Origin of the sequence: Bacteroides faecalis, assembly GCF_003865075.1 — a bacterium.
Lineage (GTDB): Bacteria > Bacteroidota > Bacteroidia > Bacteroidales > Bacteroidaceae > Bacteroides > Bacteroides faecalis.
This window is the reverse complement of record NZ_BHWB01000008.1, coordinates 150,639-169,441: the sequence shown is the minus strand read 5'-3', so window position 1 is coordinate 169,441 and position 18,803 is coordinate 150,639. Positions and strand designations below refer to the sequence as shown.

Genomic DNA, 18,803 nt, shown 5'->3' with positions numbered 1-18,803 from the left:
AAAATGAGTCAAACAATGCAATCCTGGTGGTTTATCTTTTATAAAGACCAGCTACTACTTGAAAAGAATGAAAATGGAACATTCACTATTCCTTATGGAGAAGTATCTCCTATTAATATCAAAAAGAAAACTACTATACACGATATTACCACACTGGAAAATAGTAATTGCAGAGCCTTTTCCATCGTTTCTCCTGTCGAGGAATCGGAACAATTTGTAATGGTTGGACTTCGTGCTTCGTATGAGTATCTATCAGTAGCTCATTATCAGACAGCGGGAAAAGCATATGAAATATTACATTGGGACAGACACAGCCGTTTCTGTTCTGCTTGCGGGACTCCTCTGGAGCAAAAAGAAACGATTATGAAGCGTTGTCCGAAGTGCAGACAAGAAGTGTATCCAGCTATTTCTACCGCTATCTTAGTTTTGGTACGCAAAGAGGATTCTATCTTGCTCGTCCATGCCCATAATTTTAAAGGAACATTCAATAGCCTTGTTGCCGGATTTCTGGAAACAGGAGAGACACTGGAAGAATGTGTAGCACGTGAAGTAAAAGAGGAAACAGGACTGGATGTAAATCATATCACTTATTTCGGTAATCAGCCATGGCCTTATCCAAGCGGATTAATGGTCGGCTTTATTGCCGATTATGCCGGAGGAGAAATCAAGTTACAAAAAGAGGAACTGAATTCGGGAGCATTTTACAGAAGAGACAATTTGCCGGAGCTTCCACGTAAACTGAGTTTAGCTAGAAAGATGATTGATTGGTGGATAGAAAATCCTACCTCAGAAGTAAAATAATCAATCGTATTCTAGCACGATAAGAACAGGCTACGAAGTACACACAAACTACAAACGAACAACTTATGAGAATGAAACGAAACGCATCCACTCTAAAGCATCAACAAAAACCTTGTGCCCCCGTAGCCTGCATGTTTAAATTGAGATGTTGCAGATAGAACAAGATTCAGAGCAGAAGGATTAGAAAGGGAACTTAAAGAATGCAAAGGAAATGAAACTAACAAAGAGATTATTCATTGGATATTCGCCCAACTTTCTTATATTTGTGAACTACGAACCGAAAAAATTCAACTATGAAGCAAACCGACGAATGGACCACAGTAACACTCTTTATCAGTAGCACATTTGCTGACATGGATACGGAAAGAGATCATATCCGCCGAATAGTAATCCCTCAACTAGAAGAGTTCTTCAATCCTCTACATGTAGCAATCCGAGTCATTGACTTACGGTGGGGAGTAAATACTACTGATGACAAGAATCTAATTGACCGTGACGCTAAGATACTGAAAGTATGTATGGAAGAAATAGACAGAAGCCGTCCTTTCTTTATTGGGTTACTTGGTTCACGTTATGGATGGGTGCCGGATAATATTCGCATCAAACGTTCACTTCCACAGTTGGATATAGACCGATGCCGACATTTATTACAAACTGATAAAATCAGTGTAACTGCATTAGAATTTTATTACGGTTTATTTGAAAAAAGTCATCTGAACCAAAGTATCATCTGTATTCGCAACGAAGAGGTTAATCACGAAATTCCCGAAGAATATCAAAAGAAATATATAGAAACACAACATAAAGCCGAACTCAACAATCTTAAAGAAATTATCACTGAGTACTTTCATCGAAATGATATGGATGAATTATTAGTGAATTATTCGCCTACATGGAATGGAAGGAATTTCGAGAATCTGGATGAATTTGATACAAAACTCTACGAACTATTAAAAAAATGTATTTTAGAAGATGTAGGAGAAAGGCAACTGAATTATGAGAATTGGATAGAAAAAGACATTGCAGAACAAGTTGGGTTTATCCAACAGAATACCCGCTCGTTTATAGGACGTGAATCTATTCTTTCAAAGCTTAAAAGTAATTTAGAGAAGGCAGAGCACCCTATCATTCTGTTTTCAGGAGAATCCGGTTCCGGAAAGAGTTCGATTATGTGTCAACTGGCCAATGAAATACAAACAAAATGGAAAGACAACCCGAAACATTTGCTTCTATTCCACAGCGCATCCGTTTCAGGTAATGCTTCATCCGTTAGCAATATGCTGGAATGTTTCTGTCATCAGATAGCAGCTATCCTAAATCAAACATATGCTCCCGTAGAAGAAGGAGCAGAAATGTCAGGAGAAGAAATTGAAGCATTTTCCAGTTGGGTAAGCACATTCAATGTTATTGGGCAGGAGAAAGTTAATTATATGTCTCATGATCAGATTGTTCTTCACAATTTCGAGAAGTTTGTTAATCAGGCTACCGAGGCAGGAATACATTTAACATTACTGATTGACGCTTACGACTGTTTCAACAAACATTCGCAATTAATATCGCTACGATGGTTATCTCTGCTCGACGTATCAGCTTTAATAAGTACAATCCCTGATTCAATAGAAGAACTACAAAAAATACCTCAAAGTTTTATCATAGAAGTTCCCTCATTCGACGAATCGGATACTCGCGACATGATCACTTCTCTTTGCACCTATAACTGTAAAGAGGTTCATTCCAGTGTGGTCAATACCCTATTGCAACATGGTACTTCCGAGTATCTTTCACACTATTCTCCCTTATGGTTGAAAATGGCTACATCGGGTAAGTCAAGGGCATTACTGCCCCCTTCTCCCCTAAGAACCGTACGTGAGAGTTTCCCCTCATACGGCTCAAGCAACTCAATATTTCTATTTGTTGTTAGAAATCGGCTCATACTTTCAACAGTTTCGTTTATTTCGCTTGTAGCAGTTGTTATGGACAAGTTGCCGTACAATTGAACCACCAACAGATATTTCATTGACGTTCCATGCTTTTGTACAATCTATCTCCTTGCCGCATAACGGACAAGTCCGCTTCTGCTTGTTCCATAAATATAAGAGTGACTTACGTCCTTTGAGAGATTCCAGCATTTGTTGCTCCTTTCGCTGAAAGAAATAATCATCATATTCCGGGTCGAAAGGGTTTGCCTCCCCCTTGACTTGCTTGTACGGAGTATAATGTATATCCGACAACCTTTTAAGGGTCAGGTAGTTCACTTTCTTGCTTTTTGTTTCATATTTCCATGCAAACGTCCATTTACGCCCCCGAATTTCATGCCAATACTTATCTGCAACCCAAGACTTGCGTTTCTTTGGGTGGCGACGTAAAGCCCATTTCTTTGTGAGGTTGTAAATGTGATTGTCGCAACCGTGAAAAGCATTGGTTGATGCACCATATCGGTAATAGTTTCCCCAACCTGTTATCACAGGATTGAGCATTCGTATCAGCGATTCCTGCTTACACATTTTATGTCCTTTAACGATGTCACTGATTTTTGCCCTAAAGCGTTTCTGTGCATCTTTGGACGGAGATGTGTACAGCCTTTTGTCGAACTTCCTTACATTGAAACCTAAGAAATCAAATCCATCGTATATGTTCGTAATGGTAGTTTTCTCTTCGGATAAGGTAAGACCCCTTTCTTTGAGAAATTCTATCACCATTGGTTTGACCTCGTTTTCCAATAATTCCTTATCTCGACCTGTGATTATAAAGTCGTCCGCATACCTGATAAGATTCACTTTGTAGTGGAATGTCTTATAGTTGATGAAACGTCTTTTGAATCTTTCAGCCAAGAGTGGTTGAAGTCCGTCAAGTGCCATATTTGCAAGTGTCGGTGATATGATACCTCCTTGTGGTGTACCCTCTTCTGTCGGGAACAGTTTACCATTGAATACAGCTCCACATTTCAGCCATTTTCTGAGTATTGTTTTATCCATAGGGATATTTTCAATAAGCCAGTCGTGACTGATGTGGTCGAAGCAACCCTTAATATCTCCCTCCAAAATCCATTCGGGGGAATGCTGGCGATTTAGAACCGTATCAATCTGACGAATTGCGTCCATTGTCCTGCGCTTCTTTCGGAAGCCGTAAGAAAAACGGTCGCCTGTCGTTTCGGCTATCGGTTCCAATGCCATGAGATATAATGCTTGCATCGCCCTGTCTTTCATGGTCGGTATTCCCAACGGTCGGAGTTTACCGTTCTTTTTCTTGATGTGAACCCTACGGAGCGGCTGTGGATGGTAGCCACGACGTCTAAGTTCACCGATTGCTTTGTACTTGCGCTTGGGAGAGTCCCAAAGCTGTTTATCTACTCCAGACGTATTCTTCCCTTTGTTGGAAGTAACCCTCTTTACTGCCAATGCCTTGGCGTAAAAAGAGTGAGTAAGCATCCACTGCAAGGTTTTCACCTTGTTATGTCTGCCTTCTTTCTGAGCCTTTACAATACGCGCTTGTAGCTTTCGGACATAGGTTTCACACTTAGACCAGTTCATACCGTCCCAAGTCAGATTCCTGCTGTCAGCAGGCGCACACGATGTTTTAATCTCGTTCATTTGCTTTCCTCCTTTTGAAAGTTCTAAAAGTTATCTTGTAAAGAGTTACCATATACGGAAGTCTGCCCACTTTCGTGTCGGATGATGTTACCCTCATTAACTCGTGATGTTGGTTCAATCCGTATCCTCCCCATTACAGGGCGGCATTCGCTTTCTCCGTTATCTCATACCTGCACCCCATTCGGCTTGCCTTGCGGTTCGCTTACTCGCATTATTACGAGAGAGATACAGGCTTGCCCTGTTCCACGCAATTGACAAACGGATAGTTTAGGTTCTGCCAAGTCCGCCGGCAGTGCTATGTCCGTGTAACCCCAACATGGGCGAGGGTTATCCGACTGCTTACCTTTTGGTGAGAGCTAAAGTATCTTGCGCTCCTTCAAACCTTACGACGGCTAAAGTCAGTTCACATTACGTTAACCATGCTATCCAGCCTCGCCACTCGACGGTATGATACTAACCGCCCTTGACGTTTCCTCACGGTTCAGTCTTGTCCTTTCGGAAAGTGTACTTTGTCCTATAAGCTTAGCACAACCCATCACTGGAGATGCACCTTATAGTAGGCTACCGCTGACGGAACAGCGGGTTAAATCTTGCAATATACATTGCTGTTTAACAATCAATTACGTGACTTTTCAGGTCACACCCATGCCCTGTTTACACTCGACATCTCAGATTTCGAAGCCATTCGCGAAAGAGAAGAGGAAGATAATGAAGTGAAAATAGAACAATATATGCTCAAACTTGTCAATGAATTTCCAAGTACACCGGGCGATATGTTTCTTTATTTACTGAAACGGGCGGCTGAAAATCTCGGAGATAAATTTGTTTATCAGGTTATGTATTATTTAGCAGCTTCACGTTATGGACTTCGTGAATCTGATTTATCCGTATTGCTTAAAGAAGAATGGAATGAACTCACATTCTCCATCTTACGCCGTTGGTTCCGTCCCTATTTTACAGAAAATGGTGTTGATAAGCAATGGAACATCTCCCACCAGTTATTGAAAAACAGACTGAGTGAGCTCAATAAAGAGAATCTATCCGATACTCATCAAACAATATCACGCCATCTAAGTAACCTGAAACCGGATGATCCCATTCGTATCAAAGAGCTAATGTATCATGCTGCCAAAGCAAAAGAGTTTATTTTATTTCACTATACATATTCCTGCCGTCTCCCTGTAGCAATACAAGCCGGAACATTGGTCCTTGTGGATGAATTTGAGAATAATCCGCAATTATTCGAAAGATTTTGTGAGGAAATACGGGAATTATATCGAAGTAATCAAGAAAGTAAAGAGACTTGGGAAAAGGCACATGAGTATTTACTACAACACTTGAATGAAAGCCAAAACACATCTGATAATGATAACAGTTTAGATAAATATCAAAATAATACTTGTCAGTCACGTCATATGTACGACCGCATAGTCAGAACGATGTCTAACCACCTGATGTTTATCGGAAAGGAAGAAATGAACGAAAAAATCCTTCAGATCGTTATTCCTATGATGGAGGGCGATATGGATGATTTAGTAGTAAAGGAGATTCTACTTCCCAATGCATATAAAAATTTAAGGGATATCTACGAACATTGCTACAACACCAAACTAAAAAAGTATTATAACAAAAAATACAAGGAACTCGCAGAAATTGCTTCTCTTGATTTCTCCCGCAACCTTTTCATGGATCTTTCCAAACTAAACGATACGTTGGAGAATGAGGAACATAATCAAATTGTGCAACAGACTGTCGAAATTATTGATAAGGAATTACCGGACGAATGGGAAGCGGATTGGCTAGATGAAAGAGCTTATCTTGGTTTACTCTTGCTACATTATACCCTAAAGAATCCAAATATGGAGGATAAAGAAAACTTTGAAGATTTGTATAATGCATTTATGGAGGATATTATTAATGGAAAGCATGAGAAAAAATGTTCTGAAGGATATCTAAGAACTCTCACTATCTGGGAAGCAAGAGTACCCATCCTAGCTCTATTTATGGAAAATATTGCAAAAGTGATATTACCAATGCACAAACAATTAGCAATAGCTTGCCAACAAGAATCTTGTACCTTATATAGGTCATTATGCGTAGACTCAGGGAGTTTAGAAGATATTGCAGAATATATTCTATCTCTTCAGGCCACCGGTTTATTATATGAAAAAGCTCAAAAGGACGATAAAGCACTCCCAACTTATTTAGAAGCACAAAGATTGGCTAAGGATATATATATGCACAATCCCGATTTTGAAGATGGCAAGATGAGAATACTAAGTATTTCCCGCGTTCTAGGAGACTTTGCCTTCAAAAATAAAAGATATGACACTGCATTAGTCTCCTATCAGGAATACAAAAGGTATGCTACTGAATTATATGAAAACAATCCGCACCGCACACAATGGCAAAGTAGTCTGGTTAATGCACTAAAAGCTACCGGAGAGAGCTATCTGCAACTTGAAAACTATCAATCCGCTCAACAAGAGTTTAAAGAAGCAATCAATCACGTAAATGAATTGGTAAAAAAGACCAATACCGTTCCTTTTTTCTCACTTATGGCAGAGGTTTATCTTTATTTTTCGCATACTTGCTTTCATTTGAAAGACTATGAAAGGTGTTACCATGCTGCACTTTCAGCGAAACAAGTCCTAACAATGCTCAGGAATAATGGCGTACAACCCAATCCGAAAAACATAAAATGGGCAGACAACATTTTAGCGTTTTTTGAAAAACAAGAATAAGTATAAATATCTTTCACTCATTTTAATCGTTAAATAAAAGAGAGCATCAAAACCCTCATAAATAGAAATCACCCTCGCTACAAATATTTGTATTGAGGGTGATTGCGTTGAATAGGGAATTTTAACACATTACCTAAATCTTATTATGTCAAGGATTTCCCAAAAGCCACTTTTTACTTTTTATCAATAAAAGTATCTGAATTAGATCAAATACCTAATGATTTCTTCACTGCTTCAATTTTTTCCATTGCATCCGACTCGGCAGAAGCATAGCAGTTACGACAACCCATTTCACCTTGCACTTCCATGTAGAACTTAATCTTCGGTTCAGTACCTGATGGGCGAACGGAAACTTTACTACCATCTTCTGTGAAATATTGCAGAACATTAGACGGTTCCGGCATATCAATTGGAGTAACATTGCCTTGAGCATCAGTTTGTTTCAAAGTCTTATAGTCTTTGCTCAGAATAACTTTCGAGCCACCCAATTCTTTCGGAGGATTAGAACGGAAATTTTCCATCATTGCTTTAATCTCTTCTGCCCCACTCTTTCCTGGTTTCACTACATTCACTGTGAATTCTTTAGAGAATCCATACTCAACATAAATATCCAATAACAACTGATACAATGATTTACCATTGTCTTTAGCCCATGCAGCAACTTCAGCGATCAGACAGCATGCAGATACAGCATCCTTATCACGAACAAAGTCTTCAGCAAGGAATCCGTAGCTTTCTTCACCACCGCCAATATATTTCTTTTTGCCTTCACGCAAACGAATTTCGCGGGCAATCCATTTAAAACCAGTGTAGCAATCAAGCATTTCAATATGATTCTTATCAGCAATCTTCTTGATCAATTCTGTTGTTACAATAGTCTTTACACAGAATTCATTACCTTTAATCTTACCCAATTGCTTGTATTGGGTCAAGATATAATAAAGGTACATCATACAAGTCTGATTACCGTTAATCAATACCCACTCACCTTTATCGTCCTTACAAGCGATACCTACACGGTCGGCGTCCGGATCGGAAGCCATCACAAGGTCAGCGTCAATTTCTTTAGCTAGGTTGATTGCCATTGTTAAAGCCTCAGCATTTTCAGGATTCGGAGAAACAACAGTCGGGAAGTTACCATCCTTAATCATTTGTTCGGGAACAGTAAACACATTTTCAAATCCCCACATCTTCAATGCACGTGGAATCAACATCATACCTGTACCATGGATCGGAGTATAAACGATCTTCATATCTTTATGACGAGCAATAGCTTCCGGATCAATAGATACTGTTTTCACCATATCCAGATAAATCTTATCTATATCTTCACCGATAATCTGAATCAGATCCGGATTTCCTTCGAACTTGATGTCAGCAGCTGAAGCGATATTATTTACTTCGTCAATAATACCTTTATCATGCGGAGCCAATACTTGTGCTCCATCATCCCAATATGCCTTATAACCGTTATATTCTTTCGGATTGTGTGAAGCAGTCAAGATAATACCACTTTGGCAACCAAGATGACGAATAGCAAAAGACATCTCAGGAGTTGGGCGCATATCGTCGAACAAATATACTTTAATACCATTGGCAGAGAAAATGTTAGCAGAAGTTTCTGCAAACAGGCGGCTATTGTTACGACAATCGTGACCTACTACAACAGATATTTGAGGGAGATCCTTGAAATTTTTCTTCAGATAGTTGGAAAGTCCTTGAGTAGCAGCCCCCACAGTATATATATTCATGCGGTTACTTCCTACCCCCATGATTCCACGTAAACCACCTGTACCAAATTCCAGATCTTTATAAAACGCTTCGATCAACTCTGTCTTATCCTCGTTTTCCAACATACGTTTCACTTCAGCCTGAGTTTCGGCATCATACGCCGGATTCAACCATTTCTCAGCCTTCTCTGTAACCTGTTTAATAAGTTCTTGATTTTCCATTTCTATTTAATTATTAGTTGATATTTTAGTCAGAACTCAACACAATGTCCCGCCAGAAGTAATCCAGCTAACAAGTTGAGCATACAAATGTAAAAGAATAAGTTTATAAATCCTACATTTTACCTAAATTTAATCACCTAAAAAGGGGATTTTGCCCATACTATTATTTGAAATGATACAAGATTAAAACGAGAGTATCATCCATACGCAAACGAGAAGCCACTTCTTTTGCTTTACCGGATAATCTTCCTGATTTATATAACTCAAGTAGTTTTTTCGAATGTATTGCGGATATACAAGTATTTTTCGGAAAATTCCCATTGCTATTTCCCACATTGACAGGAAACGGAGGAGTAAACTCTTTATTTATGAGTATAGGAACAGAAACCTCTTGTGTCTTCAAATCAAATAATAATGATTTATTTTTTACTCCTTTCTCATTGGGAATATATACTTTTTCTATAATATCCATAAAATAAAACGATCAGTCTTTATACTGACTCCTATCAACTTCAGAGGAAAAGTAGAACGAACGGCAGGAGTTCGGCGTAACAAAGCCTTCTTTGTTCCACCATCAAATAAAAAAATAGTATCACAGGCGAAATCTGAAAGAATCACTTCATTTCCATTTTTTATCATCGGCTCGATAGTAATTGTATAACTCAAACTACTAATTTGTTTCTCTTCCCGTACTTCACAAGTAAAAGTATTCGTAATCCGATGCTTCACATAAAACAGAAAAGGAGATATCCCAGCGTCTTTCTTAGATAATTTATAAGAATAAATTCCATTATCAAACCTATCTTTGATTTTGCTTATCCCATCACTAAAAACCAAAGAATCTTTATTATACCCGAAAACTTGATTGAATGATATTGGATAAGAAGCTATCAAACTCCTTTTATACTCACCAGCCAAAGAGTAAACCTCAATCTTATAACAAAGAGTCTTTATAAATATCTCTTGATTCTCTTCATCTCCATAAATTGAAAAAATATAGTCGTATTGTTTCTTTTCTCCCCTAGCATGATTGAATCGATGTAGTTGTTTCCCTGCCCTATCGAATACAAAAACTGTTCCTTTCTTGTTATATGCGAATATCATATTTTCTGATATTGTTCCACGCAACAGATCGAATGTTTTCAACCATTCCGTTCCTTGAAGTTGCAAAGGAATGTATTCGATTTCAGCCTCTTCTGCCAAGTCTGATTTCTCTTTCCGGATAATCAGCGGTGATATCCAGTACCGGTAATGAAGAGTACGGATTAACTGTTACCGATTGACGGCTACATCCTGCCAACAAACTAAGCGAGAAAAGAAACTCCTCATCAGATAACTGCATCGCAACTTCCAATGCCTGATCATAATAACAAAAAATACTATCAGATTGATGCTGCAATAAATTGACTCTGCCAATATTTCGTAATGTGATAGTTCTTTCCACACAAGGAGGAATAGTCGCATATATAGAAGCACCCAGTTTAAACATTTCTAAAGCAGCACTATATATATCGCGATACATATATATAGTACCAAGCCGACTATAAAGAGTAGCCTCCAACCAAGAATCATTTTCACACTTTACTAAATTCAAGGATTGATTATAGAAATTTACTGCACTTTCTTCATCCCCATGTTCCCTACAACTATCACCTTTCTCAAATAAAAATGCATTTCTTCTTGAATATTTTTCTCTTGTGACGAAGATTGACAAGAGAAAAAGAAAATTCCCGAAATTAGCATATATAAAAGTAAGGTGATTTTCATCTTATCATGATTTACTAGTTTATACAAATGTAGGAAGTATCTAGAAAGAAAGCAAATATTATAGATGGACAAATTAAGCGCATGTATTCATTTGATTATTAATAAAATAGAAATCCACATCATTCAAATAATTTGAATGATGTGGACAACATTTTAAACAGAAAAGACGATAATAACAGAATTATTCTGTAACCATGTATCTTTCTCCGGTTTGTTTTACATATTCTTCGAGAAATTCCTTCGGATATCCCGGACGAATGACACCGGCAGGCTGACCGATAGAGTTACGTTCAAATTTTCCATCTTTCATACGTTTTACCACTCCGTCGTTATACTTCACAATAAGGAAAGTTCCGAGTTGTTTCCATGTATCAAAAGTACTTTGAGCAGTCATATTGGTATAATTTGTCAGAAATTCGATGGCAGCATTCTTATCTTTTGCCAATAGCTTTGCAGCCATTTCTTCAATACCATCCTGTGCTTGATTGAAAGTCGTTTCCAATTCTTTTTGAGTAGCACGAATGTCATCTATCATCAGGCTATAACGAGGATATACCATATTCGACACCCAATTGAAAATCCAAAAAGCAGAATTCCAAGAGAAAGTAATATAATCTGCTCCATCTACACGCGTATAGCATAATGGAGCTTTGGTTGAACAACAATAAACAGGAGTAAATACAGTCATGTTCGCATCATCTACACCAAACCAAAGTACACCACCAATCACATCGGGTTTATTTGCACGCATCTGCGCCACAAACACAAAACCGCTTTGCTGAGTAGAAATAGGACGTTCATTAAAGTACTCTTTATCACCAACCTTGAAGTTCAGCGGAGAAAGGCGATAAGGAGTTTTATAAGGACCTGCTCCGAAATCATTAGAAATATCGAGAGGCGTTCCTTCATAGTGATCACGCATCATATCTTTCACATCCTGAACAGAAAGCTTTTGTTTCGGACGGATAAAAAGAGGCATCGGATCGTTTGTCTTACCTTCTATATAAGGAAGATATTCTTTTCCATGATCAGTGAACTTATTAAAATAACTCCATACACGAGCTTCACAGAATCGACGGGCACCGAAATCAAGCGGTGCATACGCATTGGCAAAACTAAAGTCTTTATTGACTCCATTGAAATAACCTTTCTCACGTGCAAACGAAATAACATCATGCGAATACAAACAGTTTTCTTTGTCGCTCATATCAAATTGATGAATACGGGATTGATTAGCATGAGCTGAGATACAATCATCCGGCACTCGTACAGCTACCCAAACCGCTCCACGTACACCAGGACCTTTACCAATCATCTCCATGATCCAAACTTCATTAGGATCGGCAATAGTAAAAGATTCCCCTTCACTATAGTAACCGTATTGTTGCACCAGATCAGTCATTATCTTAATAGCTTCACGCGCCGTACGTGAACGTTGCAGACCAATGTAAATCAAACTTCCATAATCTATAATTCCTGTAGAATCAGCCAATTCAGAGCGACCACCGAAAGTTGTTTCACCAATAGTCACCTGATATTCATTCATGTTACCATTCACATTATAGGTCTGGCGCGCTTGCTCTATTTCTCCCAAATATTTACCAGTATCCCATTCGTACACTTTCAACATCGTTCCTTTCGGATATGTGGCGGCAGGATAGTGATAAAGCTCACCAAACAATCCATAGGAATCAGCAGAATAAGAAACTATAGTTGATCCGTCGGTAGAAGCATTCTTTCCGACAATCAGATTGGTACAGGCGAAAGTATTCGCTACAGCTGTCAGGAATACTACAGCACAAAAGATAATTCTTCTTTTCATAATATATGATTCACATTTTTAATAATTACCAGATAAAACTTTCCTGAGAAATGGTCTTGTTGCCACAATTATCAGTTACGGTAAGTTCGACAATATGCTTCCCTCCCTTCTTGATATGTTTCGGATCGAGCTCACATTCCCAATAAGACTTAACAATATTGGGACGCCCGAAAAGTGCATATTTCCCATCAATCGTTCCACGATAAGAACAGACTCCCGTACCCTTATCTTTTAATCGATAAACAATCTTTTTGTTTTTTGCCCATTGATTCTTATTGATAGGAATAATCTCTGGCGGAATAGTATCAATGTCTACCGTATAAGTACCTAACTCCTGAATATTTGTTTTCATATATCCATTTTCATATTTACCACCCACACTGTATCTTGTTCCTTTAGGAGTAACAGAAGCTATATAATATTTTGTAGTGTCTGCCAATGGTTTCCTCAATAATCCGATTCGTAATTCACAACCGGCATGAAGAGGTGTCGATTCATCATTCAGCTGATAAGTAAGTGCAATAGCCCCACTATCCGCTTTTACTTCATAATGAAGATTCACATCATCATACAACATCCCTTTCGGAACAACCAGACTCAGTCCCGGCTCATGTAGAAAATTCGTTTTATTCCATGCAAAAAAGTATTTATCCTGATATTCCAACGGTTGAATCGGTTGTTTTCGTCCACGTACAGTAAAACGATAACAGGAAGTATTACCAAACACATCTTTCAAAGTATACAAGAATTGATAATCCCGTTCTTCATCGATAGTGATCAGACCACGATTTCCATTTGAAGCTTTTAGCATACGTAAAGTATTCCCCGGTTCAATAAACGATTTCATATATTGTCCGTAAGTCCAGGAATTAATCATTCGGTTTTCATTTTGGGAAAAGCGGTCCACAGTACTACGAAATACTTCGTTTCCATCTACTGATAGTACTACGGAATATACTCCATAATGATTACTCACGCCATCCATATAATCATACGCTTTAATACCTGTACCAATTATACCCCACGCTTCTACAGGTTGTTCACGATTCGCTATGATCGCAAAGTTCTCCTGCTTACCTGCTACTACACCTTTGCCCAATTGGGGAAATAACATGATACCATCCGCTTTAGGTGCACGCGTATCCTTTATTTTCGTTCTGAAGAAAGGCATAGGATCAATAAATTCACCCGATTCTGTTTCGAATACATCCAGATGGAGATGAGGCCCGAACGAATATCCCGTATTCCCACTCCAGCCGATCGGTTGTCCGGCCTTTACAGGGTATTCTTCCGGTCTGGGAATAATCTCCACTTCCCAATTCTCATTTTCATACTGAAGCTTTTCCACTCTTTCGGCAATAGGAGAAAGAAAACCACTTAGATGTCGGTTTATAGTTGAATATCCATTATGATAGCAAACATCAAGTACATATCCCGAACCATTAGTGACGCGGATACGCGAAATATAACCATCAGCCAAGGCATGTACAAGTTTACCGATCACTCCTCCCGTTTTAAAATCTAATCCTCCATGGAAATGATTGGTACGGATTTCTCCAAAATTTCCGCTCAAAGTGAGAGGAAAATCAAAAGGCGTCGTAAAAGTCGCTTGCTTTTTCTCTTGCGCATACCCTTGAATGCAACAAGCAAGCAAGAAAGCAGCAATATATTGTTTCATATAACACATACATTTTAAAAACTCTACAAAAGTACACTATTTTAAGTAGATTACGAAATGTCCCGAAGCGAATGATATACCAGATACTAGTTAATAATTCTTTTATTTTTCGTATTTATCTCTCATTTTGAAAGTAACATATGAATTATATTCGTATTTTTGCAGGCTGTTTCTTATTTTTAATTAATCCCTTAATTCCGCAACACTATTATAAATTAAACTTTTTAAGTACCTGAGCAACAAAAAGTTGCTCAGGATTTTGCCATGTCAGAATTTTCACTTATCTTAGTGTTGCAAAAAAAACAAGAGAATCCGACGATAGACATGGCGAAGATACAAATTAAATCTGAGAGACTCACTCCTTTTGGGGGATTATTTTCAATCATGGAGCAATTTGACTCCACATTATCATCTGTAATCGACTCAACCCTCGGTCTAAGGTGTAGATCGTTCGGTTATCAGTACAGCGAAATCATCCGTTCTCTCATGAGTATCTACTTCTGTAGCGGTTCATGTATTGAGGATGTCACTACTCATTTGATGAACCACCTCTCGCTTCATCCGACACTTCGCACTTGTAGCTCTGATACTATCCTCAGGGCGATAAAGGAGTTGACGCAAGAAAACATTTCATACACATCAGATATGGGCAAGACCTACGATTTCAATACGGCTGACACTCTCAATACTTTATTGCTCAATTGTATATTTGCATCTGGCCAACTGAAAGAGGGTGAGATGTATGATGTTGATTTCGACCATCAGTTCATAGAGACAGAGAAGTATGATGCAAAGCCTACATACAAGAAGTTCCTTGGTTATCGCCCTGGCGTGGCGGTTATTGGCGATTTGATAGTCGGTATAGAGAATAGCGATGGTAACACAAATGTTCGTTTCCATCAGAAGGACACGCTGAAGAGGTTCTTTGCGAGATTTGAACAGAATGGGCTCACTATCAATCGCTTCAGAGCTGATTGTGGATCATGTTCCGAGGAAATCGTGGAGGAAATAGAAAAACACTGCAAGTCCTTCTATATCCGTGCTAACCGCTGCAGTTCGATCTACAATGACACCTTTGCTCTCAAAGGCTGGAAAACTGAGGAAATCAATGGCATTGAGTTTGAATTGAACTCTATCCTTGTTGAGAAGTGGAAAGGTAAGGCATATCGACTTGTGATTCAAAGACAGAAACGGATGGATGGTGTGCAGGATTTTTGGGAAGGAGAATACACATACCGTTGTATCCTGACTAACGACTATGATTCTTCCGTAAGAGAAATTGTCGAGTTCTATAACCTTCGTGGAGGAAAGGAACGTATCTTCGATGATATGAACAATGGTTTCGGGTGGGACAGATTGCCCAAATCCTTCATGGCAGAGAACACAGTGTTCCTTCTTCTTACAGCACTTATCCGTAACTTTTACAAGGCCATTATTCAAAGACTTGACGTAAAGAAGTTCGGGCTCAATGCAACAAGTCGCATAAAAGCGTTTGTCTTCAGGTTTATCTCTGTACCAGCCAAGTGGATCAGGACATCAAGGCGGTATGTGCTGAACATCTATACCTGTAATAATGCTTACGCAGATGTTTTCCAGACTGATTTTGGATAATGCCTACAACTTATGGGAATGATATTGTGTATTGCCTCAAGTCACATTGTGGGGTAAGGGGATATTGTAGGCAGAAGTGGGTGCTTCAAGTTCAAATTATCTGCAAATTCAGTAATGAGAGGACGTGTAAACGCAATAAGGACGTTCAAGGGCTTAGTTGCGGATTTGAGGTAATCGAAAAAAACAATGAGAATTTATGAGAGAGTAATGGCAACGGTGGTTGCCTGCGTACTGCTGGGTGTTGTATGCCCCCACATGGCATCAGCAGATTCCTCGGTCGCAGAACAAGCGAGTTGGTTCAAGAAGAAGAAAAAGAAGAAGCCCGAACAGGAAGAAAAGTCAAAAACAGACTATGAGAAGTTGGTAGAAGGCAGTAAAATTTCCAAAGGAATGTTTACTGTGTACCAGAAAGAAAATGATTTTTATTTTGAAATTCCGACCTCTTTGTTAGGTCGTGACCTATTAGTGGTTAATAAGCTACAACGTGTACCCACAGAGCTGAATGAGGCTGGTGTAAACCGTGGGGTAAATTATGAAAATCAAATGATCAGTGCTGAATGGGACAAAGCCAGCAAAAAGCTAATGTTTCGTCAGCAACGTCCTTTACCTTTAACTCCCAAAACTGATGCTATCTACCAATCGGTGAAAGATAACTTTATCTCTCCCTTGATCGCTGCATTCAAAATTGAAGCAATCAATCAGGATTCTACAGCTTTGGTTATTAAAGTAAATGATATCTATGATGGAACGGAAACCAGTATTAATAATGTATTCACAAATATTAATTTAGGAACCTCAGCCATCAAAAACCTTTCACGTATTCTTTCTGTAAAGTCTTTCCCGAACAATGTGGTAGCAACTTCGGAATTGACAACTAAAGTCACAGAAGGAACAACCAGTGTTTATGTAACAGTAGAGGTCAGCTCATCTATCCTTTTATTACCGGAGGTTCCAATGATGGGACGCTTCGACAATCAGAAAGTGGGATACTTTACTAATCCGCTATTAAGTTTCAGCGATGCACAGCAAGGTACCGACACCAAAAACTATATCACTCGTTGGCGCCTGGAACCTAAACCGGAAGATCGGGAAGCATATCTAAAAGGGAAACTCGTAGAACCGGCTAAGCCTATCGTGTTTTATATAGATAACTCAACACCTTATCAATGGCGTACTTATATAAAAAAGGGAATCGAAGATTGGCAAGCTGCTTTTGAAAAAGCTGGTTTCAAAAATGCAATTATAGCCAAGGAGATTACCGACAGTATGCAAATAGATATGGATGACGTTAATTACTCTGTAATAACGTATGCTGCTTCAGAAAAAAAGAACGCTATGGGACCTTCTATCCTTGACCCACGTTCAGGAGAAATTCTAGAAGCTGATATCATGTGGTGGCACAATGTACTCTCCATGGTACGCGAATGGATCACTGTGCAAACCGGAACAGTCTGCCCGGCAGCACGTAACGTACAATTACCTGATTCTCTGATGGGTGATGCTATCCGTTTTGTGGCTTGTCACGAAGTAGGGCACTCTCTAGGTTTGCGCCATAATATGATGGGATCAGCTGCATTCCCTACAGATTCTCTGCGCTCTGAGTCATTCACATCCAAGATGAATTCCACCGCTTCATCGATCATGGATTATGCCCGTTTCAATTATATCGCTCAACCGGGAGATGGAGTGAAAGTTCTTTCTCCGCATATCGGTCCTTATGACCAATTTGCTATTGAATATGGGTATCGCTGGTATGGTAAAAATACTCCGGAGGAAGAAAAAAATCTTTTGTTCGATTTCCTGGGTAAACATACAAACCGCCTTTACAAGTATAGTGAAGCACAAGATATACGTGATGCCGTTGATCCGCGTGCTCAGAATGAAGATTTGGGAGATGATCCGGTCCGTTCTTCTCTACTCGGTATTGAAAACCTGAAACGTATCGTTCCTCAAATAATCCAATGGACTACTACCGGAGAGAAAGGACAAACGTATGAAGATGCATCCCGTTTATACTATGCAGTTATCAATCAATGGAACAATTACTTGTATCATGTACTTGCCAATATCGGTGGTATCTACATTGAAAATACGACGGTAGGTGATGGTGTTAAGACATATACATTTGTGGAGAAAGAGAAGCAACAGGCTTCCCTGAAATTCCTGATAGACGAAGTACTGACTTACCCAAAATGGTTATTTGATACAGAAGTCGGGCAATATACTTTTTTACTTCGTAACACCCCGCTCGGCAAACAAGAGAACGCACCTACACAGATCTTAAGAAATGCACAGGCATATATCCTTTGGGATCTGCTTGGTAACAATCGTTTGATGCGTATGATCGAAAACGAATCTGTAAACGGTAAGAAAGCATTTACAGTAGTGGAATTTATGGATGCACTTCACAAGAACATTTTCGGTGTTACTGAACGTGGAGGAAATCCTGATGTAATGGAGCGTTCTTTGCAAAAAAACTTTCTGGATGCTTTACTTACAGCCGCCGCTGAACCCGAAGCTGTTAAAATCAACAAGAAATTGGCTGACGAACATTTCCTGCTCGATCACTCCGCTCCTTTCTGCAGTTGCCATGTAGCCGAGCAGCGTACTCTTCATAAAGAAAGCCGAATGGGTGCTCCACGAGTATTGAATTTTTATGGTAGCCAACTCAACCGTATATCTGATGCAATATCTGTAAAACGCGGAGAATTGCTACGTATCAAAAAACTCCTGCAGAACCGTCTCAGCACCTCAGATACTGCAACACGATATCATTATGAAGATATAATATTGCGTATCAATACTGCACTAGGAATCAAATAAAAAATAATAACTTAA

At 39.0% G+C, this 18,803-nt stretch carries 12 protein-coding genes; 5 read left to right on the top strand and 7 right to left on the bottom strand.

Translation table 11 applies throughout. The features are described 5' to 3' along the window. The first annotated feature begins 3 nt into the window (after positions 1-3). Together nudC and EJF25_RS14585 are read left to right on the top strand one after the other, a co-directional pair. Positions 4-801: an NAD(+) diphosphatase gene (nudC, locus tag EJF25_RS14590; RefSeq protein WP_125041782.1), complete on the top strand. Its 798-nt coding sequence runs from the start codon at positions 4-6 to the stop codon at positions 799-801. 293 nt (positions 802-1,094) lie between these two features. Further along, positions 1,095-2,798 carry a DUF4062 domain-containing protein gene (locus tag EJF25_RS14585; RefSeq protein WP_125041781.1) on the top strand — a complete coding sequence of 568 codons (1,704 nt, stop codon included), beginning with the start codon at positions 1,095-1,097 and terminating at the stop codon, positions 2,796-2,798. On the opposite strand, the gene ltrA is transcribed toward EJF25_RS14585, so the two are convergent. Then, the gene (gene ltrA / locus EJF25_RS14580; RefSeq protein ID WP_118275192.1) at positions 2,739-4,391 is read right to left on the bottom strand and encodes a group II intron reverse transcriptase/maturase; all 1,653 of its coding nucleotides are present in this window, start codon (positions 4,389-4,391) and stop codon (positions 2,739-2,741) included. The two genes, EJF25_RS14585 and ltrA, sit on opposite strands and share 60 nt — an antisense overlap. A gap of 590 nt (positions 4,392-4,981) precedes the next feature. Between ltrA and EJF25_RS14575 the strand changes: the two genes are divergently transcribed. After that, positions 4,982-7,135 (top strand): hypothetical protein, encoded by a 2,154-nt coding sequence (locus EJF25_RS14575; RefSeq protein WP_125041780.1) that lies wholly within the window; start codon positions 4,982-4,984, stop codon positions 7,133-7,135. Positions 7,136-7,341: 206 nt separating this feature from the next. On the opposite strand, the gene EJF25_RS14570 is transcribed toward EJF25_RS14575, so the two are convergent. The 6 genes from EJF25_RS14570 to EJF25_RS14545 all read right to left on the bottom strand — a co-directional run bounded on the left by EJF25_RS14570 (position 7,342) and on the right by EJF25_RS14545 (position 14,354). Then, positions 7,342-9,087 (bottom strand): phospho-sugar mutase, encoded by a 1,746-nt coding sequence (locus EJF25_RS14570; protein WP_125041779.1) that lies wholly within the window; start codon positions 9,085-9,087, stop codon positions 7,342-7,344. Positions 9,088-9,250: 163 nt separating this feature from the next. Then, on the bottom strand, positions 9,251-9,559 hold the full coding sequence (locus EJF25_RS14565; protein WP_125041778.1) for a hypothetical protein: 309 nt from the start codon (positions 9,557-9,559) through the stop codon (positions 9,251-9,253). Continuing rightward, positions 9,547-10,290: a 6-bladed beta-propeller gene (locus EJF25_RS14560; RefSeq protein WP_125041777.1), complete on the bottom strand. Its 744-nt coding sequence runs from the start codon at positions 10,288-10,290 to the stop codon at positions 9,547-9,549. The genes EJF25_RS14565 and EJF25_RS14560 overlap by 13 nt, the downstream gene beginning before the upstream one ends. Beyond that, complete coding sequence (locus tag EJF25_RS14555) at positions 10,274-10,681, bottom strand: tetratricopeptide repeat protein (protein WP_125041776.1); 408 nt, start codon at positions 10,679-10,681, stop codon at positions 10,274-10,276. The genes EJF25_RS14560 and EJF25_RS14555 overlap by 17 nt, the downstream gene beginning before the upstream one ends. Before the next feature lie 354 nt (positions 10,682-11,035). Further along, the gene (locus EJF25_RS14550; RefSeq protein WP_125041775.1) at positions 11,036-12,676 is read right to left on the bottom strand and encodes a C69 family dipeptidase; all 1,641 of its coding nucleotides are present in this window, start codon (positions 12,674-12,676) and stop codon (positions 11,036-11,038) included. Between the two features lie 25 nt (positions 12,677-12,701). Next, complete coding sequence (locus tag EJF25_RS14545) at positions 12,702-14,354, bottom strand: M23 family metallopeptidase (protein WP_125041774.1); 1,653 nt, start codon at positions 14,352-14,354, stop codon at positions 12,702-12,704. A gap of 324 nt (positions 14,355-14,678) precedes the next feature. Between EJF25_RS14545 and EJF25_RS14540 the strand changes: the two genes are divergently transcribed. Together EJF25_RS14540 and EJF25_RS14535 are read left to right on the top strand one after the other, a co-directional pair. Then, positions 14,679-15,965 carry an IS1380-like element ISBf12 family transposase gene (locus EJF25_RS14540; protein ID WP_009040242.1) on the top strand — a complete coding sequence of 429 codons (1,287 nt, stop codon included), beginning with the start codon at positions 14,679-14,681 and terminating at the stop codon, positions 15,963-15,965. Between the two features lie 186 nt (positions 15,966-16,151). Next, complete coding sequence (locus EJF25_RS14535; protein ID WP_125041773.1) at positions 16,152-18,788, top strand: zinc-dependent metalloprotease; 2,637 nt, start codon at positions 16,152-16,154, stop codon at positions 18,786-18,788. Positions 18,789-18,803 lie beyond the last annotated feature (15 nt).